This is a genomic window from endosymbiont GvMRE of Glomus versiforme (assembly GCF_003546845.1).
In genome coordinates, this window is record NZ_NWVA01000002.1 from 299,545 (window position 1) to 323,767 (window position 24,223).

General features: G+C 31.1%; 28 protein-coding genes and 6 tRNA genes. 10 read left to right on the top strand and 24 right to left on the bottom strand.

The features are described 5' to 3' along the window. Positions 1 to 225 precede the first annotated feature (225 nt). The 12 genes from GvMRE_RS05185 to GvMRE_RS05235 all read right to left on the bottom strand — a co-directional run bounded on the left by GvMRE_RS05185 (position 226) and on the right by GvMRE_RS05235 (position 7,015). A complete protein-coding gene (locus GvMRE_RS05185; protein WP_172575276.1) occupies positions 226 to 618 on the bottom strand; it encodes a zinc ribbon domain-containing protein in 393 nt (130 codons plus the stop codon). Between the two features lie 610 nt (positions 619 to 1,228). Further along, entirely contained in the window at positions 1,229 to 1,471 is a 243-nt protein-coding gene (locus GvMRE_RS05190; protein ID WP_147410200.1) for a hypothetical protein, read from the bottom strand. Between the two features lie 210 nt (positions 1,472 to 1,681). Beyond that, on the bottom strand, positions 1,682 to 2,023 hold the full coding sequence (locus tag GvMRE_RS05195; RefSeq protein ID WP_147410201.1) for a LapA family protein: 342 nt from the start codon (positions 2,021 to 2,023) through the stop codon (positions 1,682 to 1,684). 12 nt (positions 2,024 to 2,035) lie between these two features. Continuing rightward, a tRNA-Pro gene (locus GvMRE_RS05200) sits at positions 2,036 to 2,109 on the bottom strand. Then, a complete protein-coding gene (locus tag GvMRE_RS05205) occupies positions 2,100 to 2,690 on the bottom strand; it encodes a non-canonical purine NTP pyrophosphatase (protein WP_147410202.1) in 591 nt (196 codons plus the stop codon). Before GvMRE_RS05205 ends, GvMRE_RS05200 begins: the two co-directional genes overlap by 10 nt. 43 nt (positions 2,691 to 2,733) lie before the next feature. Next, complete coding sequence (locus tag GvMRE_RS05210; RefSeq protein WP_147410203.1) at positions 2,734 to 2,925, bottom strand: hypothetical protein; 192 nt, start codon at positions 2,923 to 2,925, stop codon at positions 2,734 to 2,736. Between the two features lie 11 nt (positions 2,926 to 2,936). Next, positions 2,937 to 3,011: transfer RNA gene (locus GvMRE_RS05215), tRNA-Thr, on the bottom strand. Between the two features lie 32 nt (positions 3,012 to 3,043). Further along, positions 3,044 to 3,997, bottom strand: a complete 954-nt coding sequence (locus tag GvMRE_RS05220) for a hypothetical protein (protein ID WP_147410204.1) — start codon at positions 3,995 to 3,997, stop codon at positions 3,044 to 3,046. A gap of 21 nt (positions 3,998 to 4,018) precedes the next feature. Continuing rightward, on the bottom strand, positions 4,019 to 4,603 hold the full coding sequence (locus GvMRE_RS05225) for a GTP-binding protein (RefSeq protein WP_147410205.1): 585 nt from the start codon (positions 4,601 to 4,603) through the stop codon (positions 4,019 to 4,021). Between the two features lie 135 nt (positions 4,604 to 4,738). Continuing rightward, a complete protein-coding gene (locus GvMRE_RS05230; protein WP_147410206.1) occupies positions 4,739 to 5,158 on the bottom strand; it encodes an HVO_A0114 family putative DNA-binding protein in 420 nt (139 codons plus the stop codon). Between the two features lie 429 nt (positions 5,159 to 5,587). Then, entirely contained in the window at positions 5,588 to 6,022 is a 435-nt protein-coding gene (locus GvMRE_RS14515) for a CPBP family intramembrane glutamic endopeptidase (RefSeq protein ID WP_216361621.1), read from the bottom strand. Between the two features lie 720 nt (positions 6,023 to 6,742). Continuing rightward, positions 6,743 to 7,015 (bottom strand): hypothetical protein, encoded by a 273-nt coding sequence (locus GvMRE_RS05235; protein ID WP_147410207.1) that lies wholly within the window; start codon positions 7,013 to 7,015, stop codon positions 6,743 to 6,745. Between the two features lie 935 nt (positions 7,016 to 7,950). Between GvMRE_RS05235 and GvMRE_RS05240 the strand changes: the two genes are divergently transcribed. Both GvMRE_RS05240 and GvMRE_RS05245 read left to right on the top strand, forming a co-directional pair. Continuing rightward, the gene (locus GvMRE_RS05240; RefSeq protein WP_147410208.1) at positions 7,951 to 8,247 is read left to right on the top strand and encodes a hypothetical protein; all 297 of its coding nucleotides are present in this window, start codon (positions 7,951 to 7,953) and stop codon (positions 8,245 to 8,247) included. A gap of 647 nt (positions 8,248 to 8,894) precedes the next feature. Further along, positions 8,895 to 9,791 carry a hypothetical protein gene (locus GvMRE_RS05245; RefSeq protein WP_147410209.1) on the top strand — a complete coding sequence of 299 codons (897 nt, stop codon included), beginning with the start codon at positions 8,895 to 8,897 and terminating at the stop codon, positions 9,789 to 9,791. A 56-nt stretch (positions 9,792 to 9,847) separates the two neighbouring features. Here the strand turns inward: GvMRE_RS05245 and GvMRE_RS05250 are convergent, their stop codons facing one another. From GvMRE_RS05250 to GvMRE_RS05270, 5 genes are all read right to left on the bottom strand, one after another. Then, entirely contained in the window at positions 9,848 to 10,291 is a 444-nt protein-coding gene (locus GvMRE_RS05250) for a GatB/YqeY domain-containing protein (protein WP_147410210.1), read from the bottom strand. A 5-nt stretch (positions 10,292 to 10,296) separates the two neighbouring features. After that, on the bottom strand, positions 10,297 to 11,172 hold the full coding sequence (locus GvMRE_RS05255; protein ID WP_147410211.1) for an AAA family ATPase: 876 nt from the start codon (positions 11,170 to 11,172) through the stop codon (positions 10,297 to 10,299). 115 nt (positions 11,173 to 11,287) lie between these two features. Further along, complete coding sequence (locus GvMRE_RS05260; protein ID WP_147410212.1) at positions 11,288 to 13,567, bottom strand: S16 family serine protease; 2,280 nt, start codon at positions 13,565 to 13,567, stop codon at positions 11,288 to 11,290. Positions 13,568 to 13,588: 21 nt separating this feature from the next. Next, on the bottom strand, positions 13,589 to 14,206 hold the full coding sequence (locus tag GvMRE_RS05265) for a protein-L-isoaspartate(D-aspartate) O-methyltransferase (RefSeq protein ID WP_147410213.1): 618 nt from the start codon (positions 14,204 to 14,206) through the stop codon (positions 13,589 to 13,591). 72 nt (positions 14,207 to 14,278) lie between these two features. Next, positions 14,279 to 14,938: a ribonuclease HII gene (locus GvMRE_RS05270; RefSeq protein ID WP_147410214.1), complete on the bottom strand. Its 660-nt coding sequence runs from the start codon at positions 14,936 to 14,938 to the stop codon at positions 14,279 to 14,281. Positions 14,939 to 15,045: 107 nt separating this feature from the next. On the opposite strand from GvMRE_RS05270, the gene GvMRE_RS05275 reads away from it, so the two are divergent. The 8 genes from GvMRE_RS05275 (at position 15,046) to GvMRE_RS05305 (ending at position 20,247) form a co-directional block, all read left to right on the top strand. Beyond that, a complete protein-coding gene (locus tag GvMRE_RS05275; protein WP_147410215.1) occupies positions 15,046 to 16,053 on the top strand; it encodes a hypothetical protein in 1,008 nt (335 codons plus the stop codon). Between the two features lie 6 nt (positions 16,054 to 16,059). Continuing rightward, on the top strand, positions 16,060 to 16,503 hold the full coding sequence (ndk, locus tag GvMRE_RS05280; RefSeq protein ID WP_147410216.1) for a nucleoside-diphosphate kinase: 444 nt from the start codon (positions 16,060 to 16,062) through the stop codon (positions 16,501 to 16,503). A gap of 214 nt (positions 16,504 to 16,717) precedes the next feature. Next, positions 16,718 to 16,793: transfer RNA gene (locus tag GvMRE_RS05285), tRNA-Asn, on the top strand. Positions 16,794 to 16,808: 15 nt separating this feature from the next. Beyond that, positions 16,809 to 16,967 carry a hypothetical protein gene (locus GvMRE_RS13560; protein ID WP_172575277.1) on the top strand — a complete coding sequence of 53 codons (159 nt, stop codon included), beginning with the start codon at positions 16,809 to 16,811 and terminating at the stop codon, positions 16,965 to 16,967. A 480-nt stretch (positions 16,968 to 17,447) separates the two neighbouring features. Beyond that, positions 17,448 to 17,999, top strand: coding sequence for an aminoacyl-tRNA hydrolase (gene pth, locus GvMRE_RS05290; RefSeq protein WP_147410217.1), 552 nt, complete (start codon positions 17,448 to 17,450; stop codon positions 17,997 to 17,999). 264 nt (positions 18,000 to 18,263) lie between these two features. Beyond that, positions 18,264 to 18,758, top strand: a complete 495-nt coding sequence (locus GvMRE_RS05295) for a hypothetical protein (RefSeq protein ID WP_147410218.1) — start codon at positions 18,264 to 18,266, stop codon at positions 18,756 to 18,758. Between the two features lie 12 nt (positions 18,759 to 18,770). Continuing rightward, positions 18,771 to 19,385, top strand: a complete 615-nt coding sequence (gene rplE / locus GvMRE_RS05300; protein ID WP_147410219.1) for a 50S ribosomal protein L5 — start codon at positions 18,771 to 18,773, stop codon at positions 19,383 to 19,385. Further along, positions 19,360 to 20,247: a hypothetical protein gene (locus tag GvMRE_RS05305; protein ID WP_147410220.1), complete on the top strand. Its 888-nt coding sequence runs from the start codon at positions 19,360 to 19,362 to the stop codon at positions 20,245 to 20,247. The genes rplE and GvMRE_RS05305 overlap by 26 nt, the downstream gene beginning before the upstream one ends. Here GvMRE_RS05305 and GvMRE_RS05310 read toward each other — a convergent pair. The 7 genes from GvMRE_RS05310 to trmD form a co-directional block, all read right to left on the bottom strand. Then, positions 20,240 to 21,253: a macro domain-containing protein gene (locus tag GvMRE_RS05310; RefSeq protein ID WP_147410221.1), complete on the bottom strand. Its 1,014-nt coding sequence runs from the start codon at positions 21,251 to 21,253 to the stop codon at positions 20,240 to 20,242. The two genes, GvMRE_RS05305 and GvMRE_RS05310, sit on opposite strands and share 8 nt — an antisense overlap. A 38-nt stretch (positions 21,254 to 21,291) precedes the next feature. Continuing rightward, a tRNA-Ala gene (locus tag GvMRE_RS05315) sits at positions 21,292 to 21,367 on the bottom strand. A 34-nt stretch (positions 21,368 to 21,401) separates the two neighbouring features. Next, positions 21,402 to 21,668 carry a DUF805 domain-containing protein gene (locus tag GvMRE_RS05320; RefSeq protein WP_147410222.1) on the bottom strand — a complete coding sequence of 89 codons (267 nt, stop codon included), beginning with the start codon at positions 21,666 to 21,668 and terminating at the stop codon, positions 21,402 to 21,404. Between the two features lie 13 nt (positions 21,669 to 21,681). Continuing rightward, positions 21,682 to 21,757 (bottom strand) — tRNA-His (locus GvMRE_RS05325). Between the two features lie 2 nt (positions 21,758 to 21,759). Further along, positions 21,760 to 21,834 (bottom strand) — tRNA-Gly (locus tag GvMRE_RS05330). Between the two features lie 17 nt (positions 21,835 to 21,851). Beyond that, positions 21,852 to 23,210 carry a prolyl oligopeptidase family serine peptidase gene (locus tag GvMRE_RS05335; RefSeq protein WP_172575278.1) on the bottom strand — a complete coding sequence of 453 codons (1,359 nt, stop codon included), beginning with the start codon at positions 23,208 to 23,210 and terminating at the stop codon, positions 21,852 to 21,854. A 4-nt stretch (positions 23,211 to 23,214) separates the two neighbouring features. Next, the gene (gene trmD / locus GvMRE_RS05340) at positions 23,215 to 23,952 is read right to left on the bottom strand and encodes a tRNA (guanosine(37)-N1)-methyltransferase TrmD (RefSeq protein ID WP_216361622.1); all 738 of its coding nucleotides are present in this window, start codon (positions 23,950 to 23,952) and stop codon (positions 23,215 to 23,217) included. Positions 23,953 to 24,223 lie beyond the last annotated feature (271 nt).

The window sequence follows — 24,223 nt, forward strand, 5'->3', positions numbered from 1 at the left end:
GTTTACTATTATCACTCTATAAAAATTAATGTCAATTTTGATGAGAAGCAAAATAATCTTTTTTTAATATTTCAATAAGTTAATTGCATTTCTGGACGTTATGGATTTTTCGCGTAGAAAAGTTTGATAAAGATTAGCATTATATCCTGTAAAGGTGAACTACTCACCACTTATAGAAGTGGGAGTTTCATAGGTTAACTAGCATTTGCTAGCCATGAGCCTAATTTACGAGGGCAATGTTCCTAACTCCGTTTGTGCTTTTCAAAGGATATTTTTTGAAGCATTGATATCTCTATCTGCTTCATAATCAAACCATCTTTGTTTTTCTAAGTCTTGGTTAACTGTTCCACATTCGAAGCATCTTTTACTAGTATTATTTGGGTCAACTGGTTTAACTATTTTTCCTTTAATTTCCGCTTTGTAGGTTAATTTAGCAAAGAAATCACTAATCCTTAACTCTGATAATCCTTTAACTGTGTATTTGCTAAACTTCCTTTTCTGATTAGGTTTTTTCTCAGGTGCTTTGCTTAACTTCAAATCCTCATAAGCAATCAAATCAAACTTATCCACTATTTTTTTGCTTAATTTATGGTTGCGGTCATTAATCCGACGAACCACATTGCGAAACAATTTTATTAGTTTTAATCTAGCCTTTTCATAGTGTTTGCTTGATTTGGTTTTATCATCTTTATTTCGCCGATGTTTTTTCAGCGAAAGGGATTGATGAAGTTTTTTTAACTTTTCTGCTGATTTTTCAGAATACTTTGAATTAGCATACTTTCAGCCCTCGCTAGTAGCAAAGAAATTAATGGGGCACCAACATCAATTCCAACTTTTCTTTTAATTTCAGTTAGAGAAAACTGTTTAGGTTTTGGTAATTGACAAGAAAAGCTGGCACAGTATTCGCCATTTTTCCAAGCAATAGTTAAGGTTTTGATTTTTCCTTTAATTGGTCGGTGATAATTGATTTTGATTGTTAAGTTTCTTTCTGCTTTATTTGTTCCTTATTCCTTGCTTAATAAATAGTTTGTTGTTCTCAATTTTATAAATTCAAATTCCATTTACTTTTTCTTGGGGATAGACAATGTGATTAAAATATCCTTTCTTTTTTCTGTTTTTTTAGTTTTATTCGTTTAGTAAGAAAGCCATTTCAGACAAAGGTAGTAAGCGATAAGGAATATCGTGTAAGACTTGACTTTGGATTTGGTAAAGTTGAGGATTTTGCCTTTTAAGGTCAATTAATTAGTTCTTTTTGTTGCTTGTCTAGCAATTTATTTCGCTCTTTCTTTTGCTCTTTTAGAGGAAGTTTGCTAATTATTTTGTCTTCTTTACGATACTGTTTTAAGAAGTGGTTGTAGAGTTTAAGGAGTTCGTTAGAAGTTCAGTTTAAGAGTTTTTTTATCTCTTTGTTGGGATAAATACGATATTGGCAAGTTAATTCTAAAAAATTAGGATTTTGTTTTCTTTTCATTGTGGCTTGGTTCGAGTTTAATACTCAATAAACCAATCAACCCAAGACACTACACTCTAATTGATTGGTTAATTCAATGCTAAACTATATTATATGTTTTACGCAATTCATTCCCACTTAATCAGAGATTTGAAGCTGGGGGACTTCTTGCTAGTTTAGGTTAAATTATCCTTGTATAAGAATTCTTACTATTTGCCCTTTTCCCTATTATTACTTTTCTAGTTCACTTTCTAACTTTTCTACCTGTTTCTTTAACTGTTCAGCTTGTTGACTGGCTTGAAAGTAATTATAAAATCCTAATAAAGCATCAATTACTCCTCATATTCCAAATGCCAAAGCCAGATAAAAAACATACTTAAAATTAGGGTTTCGTTGATACATTTCCTCAATCTCTTTTTTTAAAAAAATCTTATCTATGGCTCAGTAGGCTAAAAAAGAACCAAGTCTAAATAAACCACTTCAAACCGAGGATAAAGCACTAGATTTGGCTCGAAGAGTGTCTTTTCAGGCTTCTCTAATTTTGATATAGTTAATTATTTCTTTGTTGTTCATAATAAAATTTTATGGTCGGAACAGCAGGAATCGAACCTGCACCGCCTGAGCCCAGGTCAGGAATCTTACCACTCGACTATGTTCCGTCTATACTTAAAATTTTATATCAATGCAAAAATTTTCTTAAACACTGAATGCGAGGACTAATTTTGTTTTTTTCACATTCTTGAGAAGTAAGTTGAGCATAAGTTTTCTTTAATTGTGGAAAATAAAAAATAGGATCAAAGCCAAAATCATTTTTACCTATAAGTTTTTGTGAAATTATGCCTTTTATTGAAGAAACAAAAATTTTTTCAACCCTTTTTTGGGGGTCAACATAAGCCAAAGCCGAAACAAAAGTACATTTGCGGTTTTTCTTCTCCTTCATAGCGTCTAAAATTAGTTGGTTAAACTGTTTGTTCGTTAAATTTCCTTTGGCTCGTTTGGTATAAATTCCTGGTCAATTATGAAAAGAAACCAAACAAAGTCCGCTGTCTTCTCCTAAACAAGGCTGCTTGGTAACTTCGGCTAATGTTCTAGCTTTAATTAAAGCATTTTCAGCAAAAGAATTACCATTTTCAACTATTTCAAACTCTTTTTTTAAGTCACGGAGAGTTTTAACCGTTTCAGCCCAAATGGTTAAGAATTTCCTTAAATTCTTGCTCTTTATCTTGATTATTAGTAGCAATTCACAGAATTTTTTGACCGAATAAATTCATAAATTGATAATTTTAACCTTTCTTATCTTTACACCATTTACATAAATTTTTCTCAGTTTCGTATCGTTGCGATATTTTTTTATGGCACTTCTTATAAGTAAAATTGCCAGTCTTTAAAATAAAATTTATAACTACTCAAAATCAGCCAACAAAAATAGCAATTCCAATTACCAGCCAAAGGATAATTTTTATTATGTCTTCCATATGTTTATTTTTGGTGCTGGCTGGCAGAATCGAACTGCCGACTAATCCTTACCATGGACTTGTTTTACCATTAAAACCAAACCAGCATTATTTAGAAAATTTTTTTTATACTGATTTTTTATCTTTTCTTACTTTTATAATAAAAAATACTAATTACTACTAAAACAACTAAAAATATTCCTGTTGCTATGCCAATTTTAGCACCAGTAGAAAGACCTTTATTTGCTTTTGCTGAATTATTACTTTCTCCTGTTTGGCTATCAGTTTCGGTCTTATTATTTTTGCTAGGTTGCTCTTCTACTTCTTGAAAACTATCTCATTCAAAATCATGGTCGCAGTAAAAAGATAAAGCACTATTATTTTGTGACAATTCTAAACTTTTAATTCGCATAGTAAAAGTTTTTCCTACTGACTCCGTTAAAATGTTGCTTTTATACAATTTAGATTTAGTTAGCGGTGTGTAAAGAGGAGTTTGAACTGGGTAAGAAAACCCAAAAATGATTTTGGTAATGGGTGGCATTCCTTCAATTCCCAAATTTAAAGGCTTGATTTCTAATTCATGTTTATAACTGCCATATTTGGAAAAACTTTCTTCATAATTAAGTCCTATTACAAATCCTAATTTACGCTGATTAATCGCTTTAAAAGTAATTTCCGGAAAAGAATAATCACTACTAGTTTGTTTTTCTAATTTGCTAGTATCTTTTACTAAAAAGCCATTAGCATAAGCGGGTTGACGTCCTTTTCCTTCATATTCATCCATAAAATTCGGTTTAAACTGTAAATTTTCCAGAGAAGTAATAAAAATATCGTCTTTTTTTCTATTTTTAATTTTATTAACTATTGCTGAATTATCGTCAGGAATAATTAAGTAAGGAATTATGGCCCCTTTGTTGCCAGCTAAGAAAAGGTGTTTTTTCGTTTTTTTTCCATAATTCACATAATTTTCATTGGTAATATCTACTTCGCTAAAAACAAAAAAAGTCAGATACTTTTTTCCGTCCTCGTTTCAAGTATCGGGTAATGCAATACCACTAGGAGAGACCAGATTAAAAGAAAAATGTTTATTCATGATAATTATTAATTTTTCTGTTTACGACTTAACTTTTCTTTCCAAAGGAGAAGGAATTTCGGCAATAATTTTTTCCAGCAATAAATCAATGTTTTTGCCAGTTTTAGCCGAAATTAAGCAAATATCTTCACGAGCACAATTTAAAAGTTCTATTAATTGATTTTGAACTTTTTCTATTTGGGCATGCGGTAAATCAATTTTGTTAATGACTGGAATGATTTTTAACTCTTGTTGGCGAGCAATTTCATAATAAGTTAAGGTTTGGGCTTGAATGCCCTTAATGGCGTCTACTAATAAAATGACTCCTTCACAAGTAGCCAAGGAACGAGAAACTTCATAATGAAAATCAAAATGTCCCGGAGTGTCAATTAAATTTAAAACATAAGGCTCAGGGCTCTCAGGAGGATAATATAACTGAACCGCATTTAGTTTAATAGTAATCCCTTTTTCTTGTTCTAGGGCTAAACTATCTAAAACTCTTTCAAGTGTTTGTTTACTATTTTTAAAGTTAGTTAATTCTAATATGCGGTCAGCAAGCGTAGATTTTCCATGGTCAATATGGGCAATAATGGAAAAGTTTCTAATTTTTTCGGTTTTAGCGAGCATAATTTATTTGTTAAGGTTTTTAAGTTTTTTCATTTACAGATTTTTAATTAGATTTCATAAAACTAACGCTTTGTGTCTTCCTTATATTCTTGAAAATCAAATAAATTCAGCGTTTTAAATATTTTTTCAAACTGCCTAGTTTGCCAAAAGAATTTCAATAATTAGTTTTTCAACAAAAATAACAGGTTTAATAGCCTTGCCTTTCTTCATTTTGCGTAATTTCACTAATCCTAACTTTTCCAAGGCACTAATATCTCGTCAAACAGCAGCATAATCACGATTTAATGCTTTGGCTAACTGTTGAATACTAGTTGGCTGATTTCTCTTGATTGTTAATATTAAGTCTAAACGAACGGGACTAATTGCTTGATAAAGAGCAGTTATTTTGTTGGTTATTAATCCTTGCGGACCAGTATGAGATGGAGTTATGGGGTGATAGCAAAAAGTAAAAACTTTATTGGGATTAGCATTATGATGTATTAAGTCATCATGAATTAATTTTATTTTTTTACTTGGCGGTGGGTAAACTTCGGTAGATAATCGTTTTTTTGGCATTTTATTATTAATTTTTAGTAAGGCATGACAAAACAAACTTTTTTCTTGACAAAATGTAAAATTTGTATAACAATAATTTCTCTTTTTGGCAAATTTATTTTACTTTTCTATTCCCACGATGGGAATACAACAAAAACTTATAGATGAAACTTAAACTTTATTTAACCATAACTGTCACGACAAAAAAAACTTAAAGAAAAATACAAAATAAACCCCTAGCGAGGCAAATATAAAAACGAAAAAGATAAAATAACGAAAGAAAAATAAAACGAAACAAAGAAAATACAAATTTAAAAATTCCTAACAAGAAAAAAAATACATGCTAGCAAAAAACGGCTAACTAATTAAGGACTAAAAAAAACTTGCTAGGAAAGATACAAAAAAGGATAGATAGAAAAAAATAGTTGAAAAGAAATTATATGCTTCATTTTAACAAAACTTCGCAATAAGCACAAAAAAGTTGCCTAGACAATGTAACAAAATAGGGAAAAATAAGTTCCAGTTAGTTTCTTTGTAAATGAAAATAAAACAAAGAGCAGCAATTCCGTGAGTGGGAAATAATTGTAAAAGGTCTAAATAATTTCCTCCGTGAAAATGCCACAAAACAAAACTCAAAAAGGAAAACAAATAAGGAGTTCAAGTGTTCTTATCAAAATATTTAAAAATTAAATAACGAAAAATAAACTCTTCAATAATAGGTCCAATTAAGCAAACTAAGGAGAATATAAGAAACAAAGGGAGTTGCAGAATTTTTTCTAGAAGCGAAATCTTAAAGATAACTACTAACTTTATTTTCAAGACAATAAATAATATAAGAAAACCCCGAATTAAGTATTTACGGGAATTATTTTTAATACTTGCCATTATAACTTAATTTTAGAGAATTACGCAGGGGTCGAATTCAATGTCTATTTTTATTTTGGGGGGTTCATCTCCGCATTTTTTCTTTGCTGGCTTGGTTTCCAAAAAAAGGACTTTAGAAAAGAAAGATTTAATGCTTGCGAACATTTTGTGACTTGAAAGAGCAAAGTTAGATGTAGGATAATAAATTAGCAAAGACTTAACTTAAAAGAGAGGAGAAACTCAACAAATTAAAATTAACACTCACTTTCGTAGATAGTTAACAAATAGAAAGAAGTTTAATACACGATTACTCCTATATGTAAATTAACACTCACAAAACTTATAAAAATCTTATTTATTGACCGCAAAGGTGAGGAAAAAACCAAAGCCAAAATTCACCTTTTTTATAAGAAAAAAATCAGCCGCAGCTCTTAAAAATTCTTTCTTAAAAGTTCTCCAAGATTCCATGAAACTTACGCCAAAATCACGCAATCCTGCGAGAAAGTTCTAATTATGCCAAACAATTTTTAAGAATAAACAATTAGCCAAAAACAGGTTTAATTAGCATGAGAAAAATCCTTAATTTACGCCTGCATGCTTTAATTTTTCCTTATCAGTTTTTACGCCAAAGACCATGAGAAAAAAACTATATACGGACAATCCTATATTTATTTTAGCAAAAATCAAGTATTTTTAATACGGAGATATCCCTATATGGAAAAATTAAGCAAAATCCTTATCTTACTCATCATCCCGTCTTCTTTTTTTTGAACTAGTTGGTTCTTCTTCCTCATCTTCTCGTGGGCGTTTTGCTGACTTTTTAGTGATTGGTTCTTCTCAGGAATAAACTTCATAAGTTATCTTTTCTTTGCGTAAATATTCTTGAATAGTCTCAGTGTTGGTTAACTTAAAAACATACGGAGCAAGTTTTTCTCCTTGTTCTTGCTTCAAAAGCGAACGTAAAGCAGCATAATCTTTTGGTTCCATGGTGGATTTAATGTAAATTAGTTTCATATATTAATTTTATATACAGATAGGCGTGTATATTTAAATTTTTATTTTTGTTAAAATTGATATAGGATTATCTGTGTATTTGATATACTTGTTTGTGTGGGTAAAAAGCACAATTACGCCAATCTGCAAAACAAACAAGCAATTCGGTTAAACTTTCTCCTTTTGGCTTAATTTACAATAATCATTTTACGCCAATTTTCTTATTATTTAGCCGAGAATCCAAATTAAGTTATGGTGCTAATCATTACGCCAGAACTATAATTAGCCTAATTACGTAATCATGCATGCCAAGATTTTACGCCTATCATCCAATTTAAGGCTTATCTGAAACGCCCAACATACTTCTTTTTCAGGTGCTTAACTGCTGACTAAAAACGCCGACGGCAAGCATAAAAATTCTTTATTTACATACACACTTAGCCATATATATATATATATATATTTAAATTACGCCAAAAATTCTTAAAATGAATTATTTTTTTAGATATAGGGGTATTCTCATATGAAAATTAAGCATGTGAATGGCGTTTTTCTGATTGTATGTATAGGAGTATCTATATATAGATTAATTATTGTTCTTATCAAAGATAAGAAAATGATGATTTATTTGTTTTGGCGTAAGTATTTTTAGCCGATAGAACTTTTTAGAAAAATTGCGTGCTTGTGGGCGTTTTTTGCGTAATCATTCTTGGAAACTTTAAGAAAGAAACCGCAGGAGAAAAATTTGTTATAAATAAGGTGGGTTTTAGCTTCGGTGTTTTCTCAACTTCTTAGTTCAAAAATAAGATTTTATAAGTTTTTTTGTTAAGTAAAAAGTAAGAAAATAATTCTTTTGCTAATTTAATTTGATATTTTCGTTGTTAATGTGCTTTGCTAACTGCGTTTTTATTTTTTTTTTTATATAGGGATATTCCCGTGTTAAATTTCTCTCTAACTTGCTAGCTATCTACGAAAGTGAGTTTTTAAAGATTAATATTCCCTTTTTTATTTATTTTCGCCCTTTGCCAAAAGATTTAACTTGCTTTTTATTATTAGCCAAAATGTCCGAAGAAGAGGAAACAAGAATAGTAGCAGTTGCTTCTTGTGCTCATAGAGTTAATGTTATAAGTCATGGAGATTTTATTGACCCAAAACCACAAGCTATTAAAAAAAGAAAATGGTCTTCCGCTGCTCCTGATTGGCGAAAAGCCTGTAATGGCTTAAATCTCGAAGGTGAATATTATCAAAACTAGGAAAACAAAATCAAATTTGTTTAAAGAATTTTTTGCTAACATGGCAATACTTTTCTAGGAACTTGTACTAATTCTTATTGTAGAGCCAACAATCAAAGTCGCATTATTTGTCAATGGGGATATAAAAATTTCGATTTTTTTGATGACGAACATAATTGTAAATGTCCTCTCTGCGATGAATATGTTCAACCTGTTACTTGCGGTTTTTGCAATACCAAGTGGAAAATAACTGGTTATAAGAAAGTTGCTGGCAGTTCTCCTCAGGCAGTTAACGGCAGCTGGAACACCGCACCTAGCGATGGATATACTACTTTCGACGAAGACCTTACTACTATCGTTCAATGGAAAGAACTCAAAATCGAAGTTAAAAATTCATGAATGATTTATTATATCCAAAACGAATCTTCTCTTCTTTATTTTTTATTTCTTAAATAGTTGAATTTATTTTTTTCTTTTCTTAACTCGGCTAGGTTTTAGGAAAAGTTTTTTTTGCTCCTTGTTTCAACTATTTTTGTCTTTTTTATTTTTATTCATGTATTTCTTTTATTTTTCTATGTTTTGTTACGACAATTTATTTAAATAAAGTTTAATTAAGTTTTCGGTTCGAGTTTTATTTCTTTGATTTACTCGTAAAAATTCTTTGAAACATGAAAAATGAAGTAATTTGTGAAGTTATAGAAGAAACCATAAACAAAACAAACTGTCCTAAATGCCAAAGTTCCTTAAAATCTCGTTGACTTACCCAAGAAGAACAAGAAAAATTAACTTTTGATATTCCCGACCCACAATTTAGAGATGGTTCGCAACTGTCCCAAGTAGAAGTTTATTTTTGTCCTAATTGTGCTTGGCAAAATCCAAGTTTATTGATATTAGCTGAATACGAAAATGTTTCTGCTAACGAAGAAAAACAAAAATACCAAAAAGAACGTGAATTGGTGGAAAAAATTGCTACTTTTTTACTAACGCAAAAAGATATCAAAATAAGATTTGTAAAAAGTATTATTTTTGAGAATGAAAAGAAAATGGGAAGAACGTTTCTATTTAAAATTCCTGAATTGAATAGAGAAATTAATTGCGTTTGTTTATTTATCGAAGAAATTGTCAATAAAGATAAAACTCAGCCAGGTTTGTTTTGCGATGTTTTGGCTCATGAATTAGCCCATGCAGAAGTATTTAAAAATCCTCAGTATAATCCAAAAGAACATTATCACGACTGTTCTTGTCGAAAACCAGATATTTTTTTTAATCCTCACAGCGGTGAAGGACACGATAAAATCTGACATGATAAATACGATGAATTTAGAGAAAGAATTAAAAATGGGAAATTAGCTGAAGGTTCTGGTTATGTTAGTTTAGGAATAGATTTTCAACATGGTGAAACAGAAAAAGACGAAAATCCTGCTGTTTCTCTCCACGAGAAAGAAAAAGTTACAACAACCCAAGATGATAAACCAAAAACAATCCTAATAATTAGCGGGATTTTTCTTAGTTTAGTATTTTTAGTATGGTTGGTTTATTTTTTAACTAAAAAAGCAAAAAAATAGATAGATTTCCCATAACGAGAACAATTAAACGTGATGATTTAATACATCATAATGCGTTAACATTGCACATTTAACTTTTTTGTTGCATTAATAAATTCACTAATTATTTCATTAATTTTTCTCATGTCTAAGTCAGGAAATTGTTTTTTTACTTGCCCGAGCAGGAAATTTTGGATTTTTTGGGGTTTCAAAGAGTACTTTTTAGCTAAATCATCATCTCATAGTTTTTCTAATTCAAGAAAAATGGGAGAAGTATCAGTTATTTCTTGCTTTTGGTATTTTTTAATTAAATAAGCGAGTGATTTTTTAGTAGTAATTAACTGTTCTACGGTATTTTTAATTTCCTCAGTTTCTAGTTTCTTTTCTTTTCATAATTGAAAAAGTTTTCAGTAAGATTTTCACCTTTTTTGAAAAAGGAAAAAGTTTTCATCAGTAAAATAAGGGTTCAAATAATTTAAAAAAAAAGTGGCTCAATCTTCATATTCTTTAATAGGAAACATAAAGATTATTTTTCTTTTTTATCATTTTTTTTCTTTCCTCAGTAATAAAAGGCTACCAAAGAAGAAATAAGAATAACACCTGTCCATACTGGTCAGTAAAAGGCTTTTTTGTATCATTGCTTTTCGTTATTATTTTGGGTTGAAGTTGACTGTTGAGGAGAAATTTTAGAATCTTTGCTTACCGGCAAGGAACGAGATTGAGAAGAAGAATTGCCAATTTCTAGACCACGGGATTTTAATTCAGCAATAATTTTATCAGCAACTATTTGCGGTGAAGAAATTTCTTGCTGGAAAACAATTAATTTTATGCCTTTTTCTTGGCATAATTTTTCTGTTTCGGCTAATAATCGTTCTTGAAAACTTATAGCACTGGCTGTATATTCTGGAGCCGAATCGCTCTCTCGCCCTCGCCTTTTTAAAAATTCCGTAAGAATTTGTTGGTCTACTTTTACAAAAATCAAGTAATCAGGGTTCGGTATTTCTTCGCGGTCAAGTTCGCAAATTTGTTTCATTATGTTAAAGTATTTATTATCCGATTGCATTAGTCATGGTTCTTTGCCAAGATAAGAATACGTTAACTTATCAAAATAACTATCAACAATGGCAGTCTTTCCTTCCTCACTTATTTTTTTGGCTTTGTAAAGAAAAGGGACGTGAATAGCCCGAAACCACGTCATCATGGAAAAATCGTCTAAATGTTCTGATTGAGCCGTAGCAAATTCCGGTCAATCTCCTTGTTCTGGTTCAAAAAAACCGGAACCATTTTCGTTAACCACTATTTCTTTTCACGAAGATATGCCTAGATTTCACTTTTTCGCTACTTCCCGAGCGGCACTAGACTTGCCACATCCCGGGACGCCTATAAAAATTATCAAATTCATATATATATATATATATATAGTTTTAACATAACTACTTTTATTTCCTTTCGTTATCATAATATATATTTTTAATTCTTTCTTTCTCATTTAACTTTTCAACTAGTTCAATTTTTTTTTAAGCATTTAGTATATTACAGCCAATATTAGTTTTTATTTCTTTTCACACATCAGCAAAGTTATCCACAGGAATAATTTTTAATTTTCTTTTAATTTCAGTAGGAATTTCTTCTAAATGTCTTTCGTTTCCACGAGGTATAAATACAGTATCAATTAATTTATCTTCATAAGCAGCGGTTAGCTTTTCCTTTAAGCCGCCAATTTCTAAAACTTTCCCTTTGGAGGTAATTTCTCCGGTCATAGCATAGTTGCTAGGGAAAACTTTTCCAGTCAAAGATGAAAGAATGGCCGTAGTTATCGCAATTCCGGCACTGGGACCATCTTTTGGGACTGCTCCTTCGGGAAAGTCAAGAAAAATATCATTTCCTTTAATAATTTCTTCGGTTAGACCAAATTTTTGGTAATTATTTAATAAATAATAATAAGTTTTTTTGACTGATTCACCCATTATTTTGCCTAAATTGCCAGTTGGTTCAATTAATTTACCTTCTTTTCCTTTGACTGGAAAACAACTTGCTTCTATCCTTAAAACACTTCCTCCTGCTTCACTAACGGCTAATCCTTTAACTATTCCTGGTTGATAGTAATCATCAGAATCTTCACTGATTACTGACGACCCGAGATATTGACGGGTTTTTTTTAAATCAATTACTTCACTTTTTAAGTTTTCTGTTTCTTGCTTGTAAACAAAAGCACAAACAATTGAATTAAAAAGCTTAATCGTTTGTCGCATACCGCCAGTAAAAACGTAAAATTTAACAATTTCTTCAATGGCTTCATCAGTGAAAGTTAACTGGTCGTTAGTTAACTTATAATTTTCTAAAATTGAGGGAATTAAGTGAGTTTTGGCTGCTTTAACTTTATCCAGAGTAGTATAAGGAGGTAGTTCAATAACATCCATGCGGTCTAGTAAAGGACCCGGAATATTTTGAATTCAGTTGGCAGTGCAAATAAAAAATACTTGGGACAAGTCATAAGGGATTTCCAGATAGTTGTCTTTAAAATTTTTATTTTGCTCGGGGTCTAAAATTTCTAAAAGGGCTGAAGCTGGATTACCATGAAAACTCATAATCGTGTTGATTTTGTCTACTTCATCAATTAAAAACACCGGATTTTTGACTCCGGCTTCTTTCATACCTTTAATAATTTCTCCGGGCATAGAGCCGATATAAGTTCGTCGGTGACCACGAATTTGCCCTTCATCACTTACTCCTCCCACCGAGATTTTTACATATTTTCTCCCCATCGCTTTGGCAATAGACTTAGCAAGAGAAGTTTTTCCCGTGCCGGCTGGACCAACCAAGCAAAGTATCTGAACTTGTTTTTCTCCGGCTCTTTTTTTGCCGGCTAAATAATTCAAAATTCGTTGTTTAACTTCTTCTAAGCCAAAATGCTCTCGGTCTAATTCTTTTTTGGCAACTGCTAAATCTTGATTTTCCGTTGTAGTTTGTCATCAAGGAAGCGAAAATATTTCTCGCAATTGTTCTTCTAAACTTATTTTTTCTTGAAAATAGGCTTTTTTATATTCGGAAATTTTTGCTTTAATATTTTTTTTGGCTTGGGGAGGAAAAGGTTCATTATTTAAACGGTGAAGGTAATGAGCAACTTTGTCTTTTCCTTCTCAATCCATTCCTCCTCCATCTTCGCCACTTGGTTCTCCCGATGGTTCCTTTTGCCCTTGTTGTTGGTGTCGTCGGGCTGCTTCTTGGATAATCTTAGGAGCAATAGTAAATAAATAGCCGAAAAAGAAAGTTAATAAGGCTAAATGAAAGCAAATTCGCACTCATGAAAGTTGTTTTTTTCCTTGAACTTGCCAAGAAATTCCTTGCAGATAACTAAATAGTTGTTGTTTATAATAGTCCAAGGAAGAATTAGCCAAAAAATTAAGTTTTAAATAATCGTCCTCCTGGGGAATAATTAAAATTCCTTGAAAATTCACTATTCGGCTATGAAAGCGAACTTGGAGATGGGCAATTTTTTCTACTTGGTATTCTTGCCCTTCTACTACTAGTTTTTTTTCTTGGAGAACTTGGAAAAATTGGTTTTGGTCTAACTGATAAGTAGTGATTTTTTTAATTAACCATTCCGTAAATAAATAATAAAAATAAGCAAGAATTAGGAAAAAAATGAGTGGTAAAAAAGAAACGTCTAATTTAGCAGTTTTATTATAATCAGCAAACTTCCAACCTAACAAAAACAAAAAGATTACTCCAAAAATTAAATTAGTTATTCGGAGAACGGTTTTGGTTCAGCGATGAAAAAGAAAACTTTTGAACATATATTTTATATTAAATTTTTATTATAGTAAGGGTACAAATCTGACAGGCAAAAGGGGAGTAGATTGTAATTTTCCTTTTCCTTGTGGCAACTTTTTTATTAAATAGAGTATTTGTTCCCCTGAGTTAATTTCTAGCGGCAAAATCATTTTCCCGGTAGTTTTTAATTGCTCCAACAGAGTTTTAGGAATTTGCTTGCTGGCAGCGGTCAAAATAATTGCTTCAAATTCTTTTTTTTCTGGTCAACCTAAGTTTCCATCTCCCTGATAGTAAAAAATATTTTGATAACCTAACTGAGTTAATAATTTTTGGGCTTTTTGGCTCAATTCAGAATAAATCTCAATGGTATATACTTCTTTCACTAACTGGGCTAAAACAGCAGTCTGAAAACCACTACCAGTACCAATTTCTAAAACTTTATCACTGGGTTTCAATTGTAATTTCTCAGTCATATAAGCAACGATAAATGGTTGACTAATAGTCTGACCGCAATCAATTGGCAAAGCCCTGTCTGTATAAGCCACCTCTCGATAATTTTTTGGAACAAATAGTTCTCTTGGTATTTGTCGAATGGCTTGCAAAACCTTTTGGTCTTTGATTCCACGGCTTTCTAACTGGATGGGAGAAATAGTAAATTTCATATTGTTTAAGTTATTTTAGAGTCTTTATCCTTGTTCGAAATGAATGTCAATTTTTTTAAAGTGGATATTAACTTAGCCTTTACAATTATATTTTTGGCAAAGAGTTTTCCGGTCAACTTTGCCACTCACTAAACTTTTAATTGGTTCATAAGTTTTTCGATGCAGAGAACAAATTCCATACTTAAAAATTGCTTGTAAATGGGTGGGGTTAGGATAACCTTTATTATTTTCCCAGTCATACCGAGGATATTTTTTATGCAAATTTTTCATAATAGTATCACGGGTAACTTTGGCAATAACCGAAGCAGCCGCAATGTTAATTGATTTACGATCACCACCAATAATGCTTTGGGTTGGAATACCAGAAATTGTTATTTCCTCTTTACCATCAACCAAGCATAAACTAGGTTTATTTTTTAATTTTAAAGTGGCTTCGACCATGGCCTCTTTGGTGGCTTGTAAAGGATTTTTGTTTTCTACTTCTCGGGGGCTTTTAATTACTACACTGTATTCCAAAGCATTTTTTCTAATAACTCCATAAGCTTTGTTTCTCTGTAAAGGTTTTAAAATTTTGGAATCTTGAATCAAAGAAGAATGAAAAAATATTGGCAAAATTACTGCAGCAACGACAATTGGACCAGCCAGTGCTCCCCGACCAGCTTCGTCCACTCCCACGATTAAATTGTATTCTTTTCAAAGATTTAATTCAAAATCAAGATTTGCTTTGGCCATTACTATAGATTATATACTTTTTTACTGATTTATAAAAGAAAAGACAAGGTTTTTTTGGTCCAAATTCAATAAAATATTTATTAATAAAGCGAGTTCTGATTAAAAAAATGGATAAAAAAGCAAATCAACCTAATAAATTAATAATTATCTTTCTAATTTCAACCAACCTTTTACTGATTTCCTTATTGGCTTTAGTTAGTTATATTGCAATTCAAAGCAAAAGGGTTCTTCAAAAGGATTTACATAATATCAACAAAAGCATTGAAAAAAATTTGGGAAACTTGTCTCATCTAGCAACTGTAAAGGAAAATTTAAATGATTTATCGCAAATTGGTGAAAAATTGGATACAGAAACCGTTAAAGAGGAAATTACTAAATTAACTGCTAGCATTAGTAAATTAGGAAAATTAGAAGACATTAAGCAAAAACTAGGAGAAGTAGGAAAAGAACTTTCTCAAGATTTAAGAAACATTGATTTATCATCATTAAATAACTTAGCGAGTAATCTTTCAGAAATCAAGAGCAAACTGAAAAATCTAGAAGAAATTAGCACACAATTAAAAAACTTGTCTAATCTGGAAGGCATTAAGAACAATTTAAACAATCTTGAAAGTATTAGAGATGATATAAGTAAAATTAAAATTCCTGGTGACTCAAAAGAAATAGAGGCGATTAAAGAAAAATTAGCAGGTTTGGAAAAAACAGGTCAAATCTTAGTCAACGAATTCGGCAGGAGGGCTGATGAAATTATTTGTTCAAAATGTCACAAACAAAAAGTTATTTGTTCTTCTGTGTTCATTTCTGAACTTGATTTAGTTGTTAAAAAAGAAGATTGAAAAGAATGAGTAAAAAACAGAGAATTAGTAATAAGATATGAAAACAAAAATCTTTTTATCCCTGGCAGACTTTATGGAGGAACTCATCATTTTTCAAATTTAGAAGTAGGAAACATACCACCAGAAGTTAGAGAAGAAATTAATAGGGGTAATTATGAAATTGTCCTTAAAGATGATAGTTATTTATGTCCTAGTTGTGGACGAAAAATAGAAAAGTTGAAAGGATTAGAAAACTACAAAGACGATTTGCCTAAACTAATTAAAGAGTTAAAAATTTAAATAAATATGAATGAAACAAGCAAGCAAAAAGAACAAACTTTTATTATGATTAAACCTGATGGAATAGAAAGAGGATTAGTTGGAGAAATTATTCAACGCTTGGAAAAAAAAGGATTTAAATTGCTGGCTCAAAAAATGCTTCAAGCAAATCGGGAAATTCTTGTAGAGCATTACGCAGAATTAAAAAAAAAATTTTTCTTTGAAGAATTAATTGATTTTATGCTTTCAGGACCAGTTATTGCGATGGTTTGACAAGGAGAAAACATTATTAATACTACTCGCCAGATGCTCGGAGCAACTAATCCGGCTGAAGCTGCACCCGGAACCATCCGGGGAGATTTTTATCTTGGTCCACAGCAAAAAATTAATGAAAATGTTTGTCATGCTTCCGACAGCCCCGAAAGTGCCAAAAAAGAAATTGCTCTTTGATTTCCTAAAAAAAATTATTAATAACTCTCTCACCGCAAGGTATTTGCTTTTTTTTGTAATTGATTACGTTTTTTATTTTGAAGTTAATATTGTTCCTTTCTGAGTCTTTCATTATGTTTATATCTGTTTACGTATAGAACAAAACGAGTCAAAAATTTACAAAATTATTATATGGATAAAAGTTAATAAACAGCAAAAAACAAAATAGTCAGTGAATTTAATTTTTCTAAAAAATGCCCGCTTGGCTCAGCGGTTAGAGTGTCCGGCTGTTAACCGGAAGGTCGGAGGTTCGAATCCTCCAGTGGGCGCCAATAAAATTTTTCATTATGAACAAAAAGCAACCAAAAAGTAACAAAGTTTTATGGTGAATTATAGGAGGAATATTATTTCTAGTCATTAGTTGCTTGATTATTTACCAAGTGATTCAGACAAGTAAAGATAAAGAAATTTCTTCTAGCCAAAAACTAACGGAAAGCAAGCAGTAAGGAATAAATGTCTTTTCAATCTTTAACTGTTGCTTCTCGTTGAACTCCTTCGCGAAGTAAAATTGAGGTCAACTAGGATTTTTCCAGGTACATTATGATAAACATTAACACAACAAGAAAATTCGCAAAATAATCATCATCTTTGGCTATTAAACCGATAAAATCATCTTCATCATAGGCTAAATTTGTTTTTTTATTATCACTTCTTCGCCGGACTTCTTGCAAAAATTTCTTATTAGTTCGCAGCAAATTATTTCCTTACTCATTTTTCTTATTTCTTTTTCTTACCACTGCATTCGCATTTCTTTTTATGGCAGGTACCACAAACTACTCTTCTTTGTCCCATAATAAGAATTTTTAGTTAAAATTAGAAAGTTCTTTTTAAATAACAATCACAGTCGATGATGGATATGATGATGAAAAACTTAAACATAATAAGATAAACAAAAATATAGAAATGAAAGGAGGAGCAAACTAACAATGAACCAAAATCCAAAATCCAATTCAAAACTCCTGGTTGGCCTTGGTAATCCAGATAGAGAATACCAAAAAACTCGGCATAATTTAGGTTTTCAAATAATTGATTATTTAGCTGAGCAATTAAATCTCTCTTGGCAAAAAGAAAAGTTTAAAGGATTATATGCCACCGGCATTTATCGCCAACAAAAAATTATTCTTTTAAAGCCTTTAACTTATATGAATAATTCTGGAGAATGTGTTAGGAATTTTGTAAATTACTGAAAAATATCATTAGAGAATATTCTCATTATTTATGACGACTTGTCTCTTTCTTTGGGAACTTTTCGTTATCGACAACAAGGTTCAAGTGGAGGACATAATGGAGTAAAAAGCATTATTGAGTGTTTGGGTACCCAGAAGTTTCCCAGATTGAAGGTTGGTATTGGTTCCAGCAAAGAAATACTTTGAAAAGATTGAGTTTTGCAAAAATTTAACGAGGCAGAAGCCAAAGAAATTAAAAAAATACTTCCTGAACTAGTTGATTGACTGTTGAAATGAGTTGGAACTGAATAATTTGTAAATGTCACGCCATGCTTGCCTTATTTTTTGAATTTTTACGGTTTCTGCCATATTTTTTCTTTCTTTCTTTGAAACTTTAAGAGGCTTTAGTTTTATCTTAGATAATTGCCTGGGCGAAAGGAGGTTTTTATTCTCAATTTAGTTTAACAATCATGAAACATTTTTTTAATAATCTATATTAGGGGTGCAAAAAAATTAGAGCACTTATTTTGGCTAAAAAAAGAAGCGAAGTAAAAGCATTAAATTAAAATTTAGAATATGTCAATAAAATGAAATTGTAACAAGTGTAATCGCGAGATATTAAGCAAGAAAAAAGATGATTTTTGTTTGGAATGTGGATGAAAACAACAAGTAGAAAAAACAGAAATTACTCCTGAAACTATTAGGAGTTTTATGGAAAAATATTGATTTGCTGGTCTAACCTTTCAAAAAGGAGAATATTTTGACCTTATTCATATCGAAGCCAAAAATAAAGAGAGTTTTTTTTCTTATCAATATTATCCGGCTGGCTTAACTACTCAATATCATCCTAGAACTAAAAGAAATATAAAAAGAAGTTTTTCGAGCGAAGGAACTTATAACGAATATACGGCTTTTTTGGAAAAATTATTTCATTTTGCTGAAAGAGAAAAAATAAAAAGGATAAGGGGCAATTGAAGAAAAGAAGTAAGCGATATGCTAGTCTCATTTAAAGTTGATGACATAATTATTGAGAAAAAAACAGTTGAGGAAATAGAAAAAGAAGAAGTATAAAATTTAAAATATATGCTTATCGTAAATAACTGGTGAGAAACCAAAAGAAAGGAAACAAAAAAAACTGTAGGAGGAAAGTTTCACCATACTTCACCCATGCAAACTACAGATATTGAAAAAATTATCCTTAATAGTGGAGTAAGCCAAGCACTTAATAATCAACAATACCTTGAAAGCACTGAAAAATTAATCCAACAAATTGGTCAAGGACAAAAACCAACCCGCACAAAAGCCAAAAAATCTATAGTTTCTTTTAAGTTACGAGAAGGAATGGAAATTGGCTGCAAGTTAACTTTACGAAAAAAAAAAGCTTGGCAATTTCTTTTTAACTTAATTAATCTTAGTCTACCCCAAATTAAAAACTTTCGGGGTCTACCAAACAAAAGTTTTGACCACCAAGGAAATTATAATTTAGGAATTAATGACTTGAATATTTTTCCTGAGACTAATTATGATTTAACTTTTAAAAACCAGGGTTGCCAAATTACCATTGTTTTTACTTCTAAGAACACCGAGGAAAATAAATATTTCTTAGAGTTATTAAATTTTCCTTTTCAAAAATCTAAAATAGTAGCAAAAGAAACTAACAAGGAGAAAAAAAATGAAAACCACACACAAAGTCAATAACCCAGACGAACTTATTGCCAAAGTTAAGGAATATGCTAATTGTGAAAATAAAAAATGATACTTAAAAAATTTTTACATAAAAAACTTTGGGGCCCAAGGAGTAATTTTAAAAAATAATGATAACGAAACAGCAGAAATCTGAACTGATAATTTTGAGAATAATGGAGAAACTGCTGAGGAAATATTTCCTAATAACATTAAAAAACTAGCAACTGTGGTTGACTTCTTTACGAAAAATTTAGAATCTAACAGAGAAATAAAAGAGCAAAAAGACAAAGAAGAGTGTTTGTTCGGTTCCTTTGAATTATCATTTCCCTCTAATTTTGAAGAATTAAAAGAAAAAGTGAAAAAATATTATCAAAAACACCAAAAAGAAATAAAACAAAATCCAGAATTTACTAATTGGATAGAAATAAGAGAAGGTCAAGAAATTACTGGGACATATGCACACGATGACGAACTTCGTAACAAATTCTACATTTATTTAGGAGAAAAGAGAAAAAAATGAGATAAAGAATTCTCTTTCGGTATTGAAATAGCAATAAAAACATGAGGAGAAATTATTCTCTATCGTGATTTAGAATTCATTTGTGGTTTAGAAAAAGAAAACCACGAAAACTTACAAAAAGAATTACAAAAATACTGAAATGATTTAGTTAATGAAAAAGTTAACAAAGCCGAACCCGAACAATCAGAAAAAAAACAAGAGCAAATCCAAAAACAACAAAATTTTAACAATGACCAAAATAAAAACGGATTTTCTGTTGCCTTGTGAATAGGAGTCGGGAGCCTTGTTTTTTTAATTGGTCTAGTAGTTTGAATCCTGCTTAAAAAAGATAAAGCAAGTAAAAAACCTAATTAAATTTATCTTTAAGTTTAAGCCGTTTATTAAATTCTGTAATGTGTTCTTTGATTTCTTTTTGGATTTTGCTTTTTCCTAAACCAGTTTTGCCAGCAATAAACCCTGAAAAACTTCCAGAACCAATAAATTCACCTTCTATATTAAGAGAATTAACAATTACTTCGCATTTATGAAGGGGGAAGTCAGTAATTCCTTTTTCATTTTTTTTACCTTTGCCGACGTAAGTAAAACCTTTGATGGTAAACGTATTTACCATTTTACCACCTCTGGGATACTCTTCACTTATTTTCCACCAAGCTTCGCTAAATGCCGTATTGCCAAAATCAACAAAAACAATTTTTTCTGAGCCTTTTCTTTGCTCGACTGCTGATTTAATAATAATTTCGGCCAATTTTATTTGTCTTTCTTTTTTAGTTCCTTGATTTGGAGGAATAATATCATCAAGCAAATTACTTCCAATTAGACAAAAAGCAATGCTTTTATAATTGCTTTTCTCGGCTAAAAGTATAGAATTTTGAACCGACCTAATTATTCCTTCAATATTAGCCCGAAAGTTTTTGTCTTTTTTCTCTATTGAACCAGGACAAGCATGAATAATTGCTCTAATGCCTTGTTTTTCTAAATCACCCGAACCAGTTAGAATGGCTGAACCACGGGGCAACATATTAGTTTCAATTACCGCTTTTTTATATTCTGTTCCTGCTGAATAAATGGGAAGTTCGGTTCCTTGATATTCAGCCTCTTTTTGAGTTGGCTTAACTGGCTGATAATTGTTTTCTTCTTGATTATTGTCGTTTGGTCTAGAACCATCTTTTTTTTTATCCTCCTTGTTAATTAAAGGTTTTTTGGTCTCATTTTTGCTTGGTAACTTATCTTTAAAATGACGAAAAAGAAAATAAATTGAAATGACTGTTAATAAAAAAATAATTAAAATTAGAAAAATTTTTCAAGCATTATTGCTCTTTTTTCTTTCCTTATCCAAGGAGGAAAAATTATCTAATGTCATAACTGATTCTTGATTGCTTATTGCTTTTATATGTTTTATGGTGGATCCAGCCGGGTTCGAACCGACGACCTCCTGAATGCAAATCAGGCACTCTACCAACTGAGCTATGGACCCATTTAGACTAGCATAATTCTTATTTAAAAAATGCCTATAACTTATTTTCTAACTTTTCTTTCATAATTTCATTTTCTAATTCCCGAATTTGGTCTCTCAAATCATTACAATCGTTTTCTAAACGAACTGTGCGATTCAACTTTTTAATTAGGATAATTATCATAAATAATCAGCCTATAACTGGAATAAAAATTCACAAAACTCATCAAAAATCTTCTCAATTTCTTAGCTGGGTTCTTTTTTTTCTCCTTAAATCTCTTTTTAAAATTTCTAATTGTAATTGTTTATTATCCATAGTCATTAATAAATTTTTATGGGGCGGATAAGGAGAATCGAACTCCTGAATCCTAGTGCCACAAACTAGTGCGTTAGCCACTTCGCTACATCCGCCATGGACCGAGCAACGGGACTCAAACCCGTGACTCCAGACTGGCAGTCTAGAATTTTATCAACTAAACTATGCTCGGTTAGTATAATTATTTTTTTATTGCTTTTTTCTCCTTTTAAGCAACCAAACTCCAAAAATGACTAAAATAACTGCTAATGTACTTATGCTGGCTGCGGCTAATGTTTTTATAGGGAAATTTTTTTTATTAGGGTTTGTCTGTTGTTTTTTTGCTAGCATTTTTTGCGCAAGACACTTTTCCAGAAAATTTGTTACATCTTCATTTTTTCAACTATGTCCTAGTCCATGATAAGTTTTAAATTCTACATTATAGCCTTTATCTTTCAAAATCTCAAAAGTTTTTTCGCCGGCTCAAAAAGGAATTCAAGGGTCCTTGGAATTATTAATAATAAGTATCGGAGTTTCTTTATTTTTATCTTGGGTTATTTTTAATAATTTGTCTCGACGAGGTAAAAGACCACAAAGAGAAATAAACCCACCAAGTTTATATTGGGAAGTCAAAGCCACTGTCAGGGTCAATAATCCGCCTTGGGAATAACCAGAAATGAATATTTTTTCTGGTGGAATGCCTCTTGTAATTTCTTTTTCTATGATTTCGTTGACATAAGAAACGGCTCGCATTAATTGGGGATAATCTAAATGGATTGATTGGTCGACTTCCTCGTAATTTATTCGAGAGGGATTATTTGAAACCACGTCATTTTCCATAATTTCCCAAGCATCACCAGTAATATTTATTCAGCCTTTACATTGTCCGCCTGGTGCCGGTCGAGAATCGTGCCACATATCATACTGTAAAGTTGGCGAATGAGGATGGATAACTTTTAAACCAGGAAATTTTTCGGCCATTTGGTCTAATGAACCAGCTCCATAAGTGCCATGGAGAAAAATAAGTGTGGCGGTGTGCTTTTCTTTTGGTTTTATCACTTTTGGGTCAGGAATTCACGAACTTTGCTTGTATATCATTGACAAACCACTAATTCCACCAGGAAGATAAAAAACTTGACCGGTTTCTTCATTAATTAAGGCTTCGGAAAAGTAATCATTACTTTTTTCTAGAAATATAAATCTTCATTTTTCTTTGGCGTTTCTTACAAATTTATCTATTGTATTGTGTACTTCTAGCCCATCATGATAAGAGAATTTTGGCTTTTCAATAATTTCAACTCTATCTTTATTTTTTTTGTTATAAATTCAATCATGTAGTTTGTTGTAATCAAAATTAACTTCCTCTAAAACTTTATCGTATCTTTCTTTGCTAATTTGTTCGGGCGTTTTTCCTTGAAAGCGAACGACGCCTTTATAAGGTTTTTTCAAATGTTTGCGAATTTTGGCTAAATTTTCTTCAATTGATATTTCACTATCTTTAATTCGCACAAAATCTCCAAAGCGAGTAATAATTCATTGGTCAGGATTATTAATTATTTTGTTTTTCATGTCATTATTTTTCATTTTTAGTAATTGGTGCTAATCTTCATTTATTCGCTTGAGGAATTATTTTTTGTTGATTAAAAGAACTTTGTCCCTGCTTTTGGGCTTTTTCTTGGCTACTCTCTTTACGCCATTCTTGGATTTTTTGATGATTACCTGACAACAAAACTTCAGGAACTTCTTGGCCCTCAAAAGTGGCTGGTCGAGTATAAGAAGCAAAATCAAAAAAATTTTCTGTCTGAAAAGTTTCGTTTTGGTAGACTTCGGTTGAGAGAACTCCTGGCAGAGCCCTAATTAAGACTTCGGTGATTAGTAAGGTTGGTATTTCTCCGCCGCTGGTAATGAAATCTCCTACCGAAATTTGCTCATCAACATAATTGAGAATTCTTTCGTCAAATCCTTCGTAATGACCACACAAAAAAACTAGGTTTTTATTTTGATTTAAACGCTTGACATCTTTTTGGGTGAACCTTTTTCCCTGGGGAGAAAGCAAAATAACATAGCAATTTTTTCCATAATTTTCATAAACGGCAGCTAAAGTCTTTACTAGGCAATCAATTTTCAAAAGCATTCCTGGACCGCCGCCATAAATGTAATCGTCTGCTTGTTTCCGGATGGCTCAATTCCTAATATTATAAACCTGATAATTTAAGCAACCTTTTTGCAGCGCTCTTTTTGCCATAGAAATTTGAAAATAAGCATGAAAAGTTTGCGGAAACAAAGTAAGGTAAATAAAATTGTGGTTCATTACTATAAAGTTAATTATGCTAAGTCAAACTTTCTAATTTTTGACTTCTCTCTTAATCAGATTTAGTTTAACTTTTTTTTATCTATACTTATTTTTAGTGGTATATCAGCAAAGTGTTTAAATCGAGGCATTAATCTTACGCAAGTGTAAACTAAATAAACTTTGTCTAAGGGAGGAAAATCAACAGAATGAAATAAATTATTTTATAGTAAAAAGTATAGGTTGATGATTTTCTTGACAAATGGCAAGAAATTTGACAGTTAGAAAATTT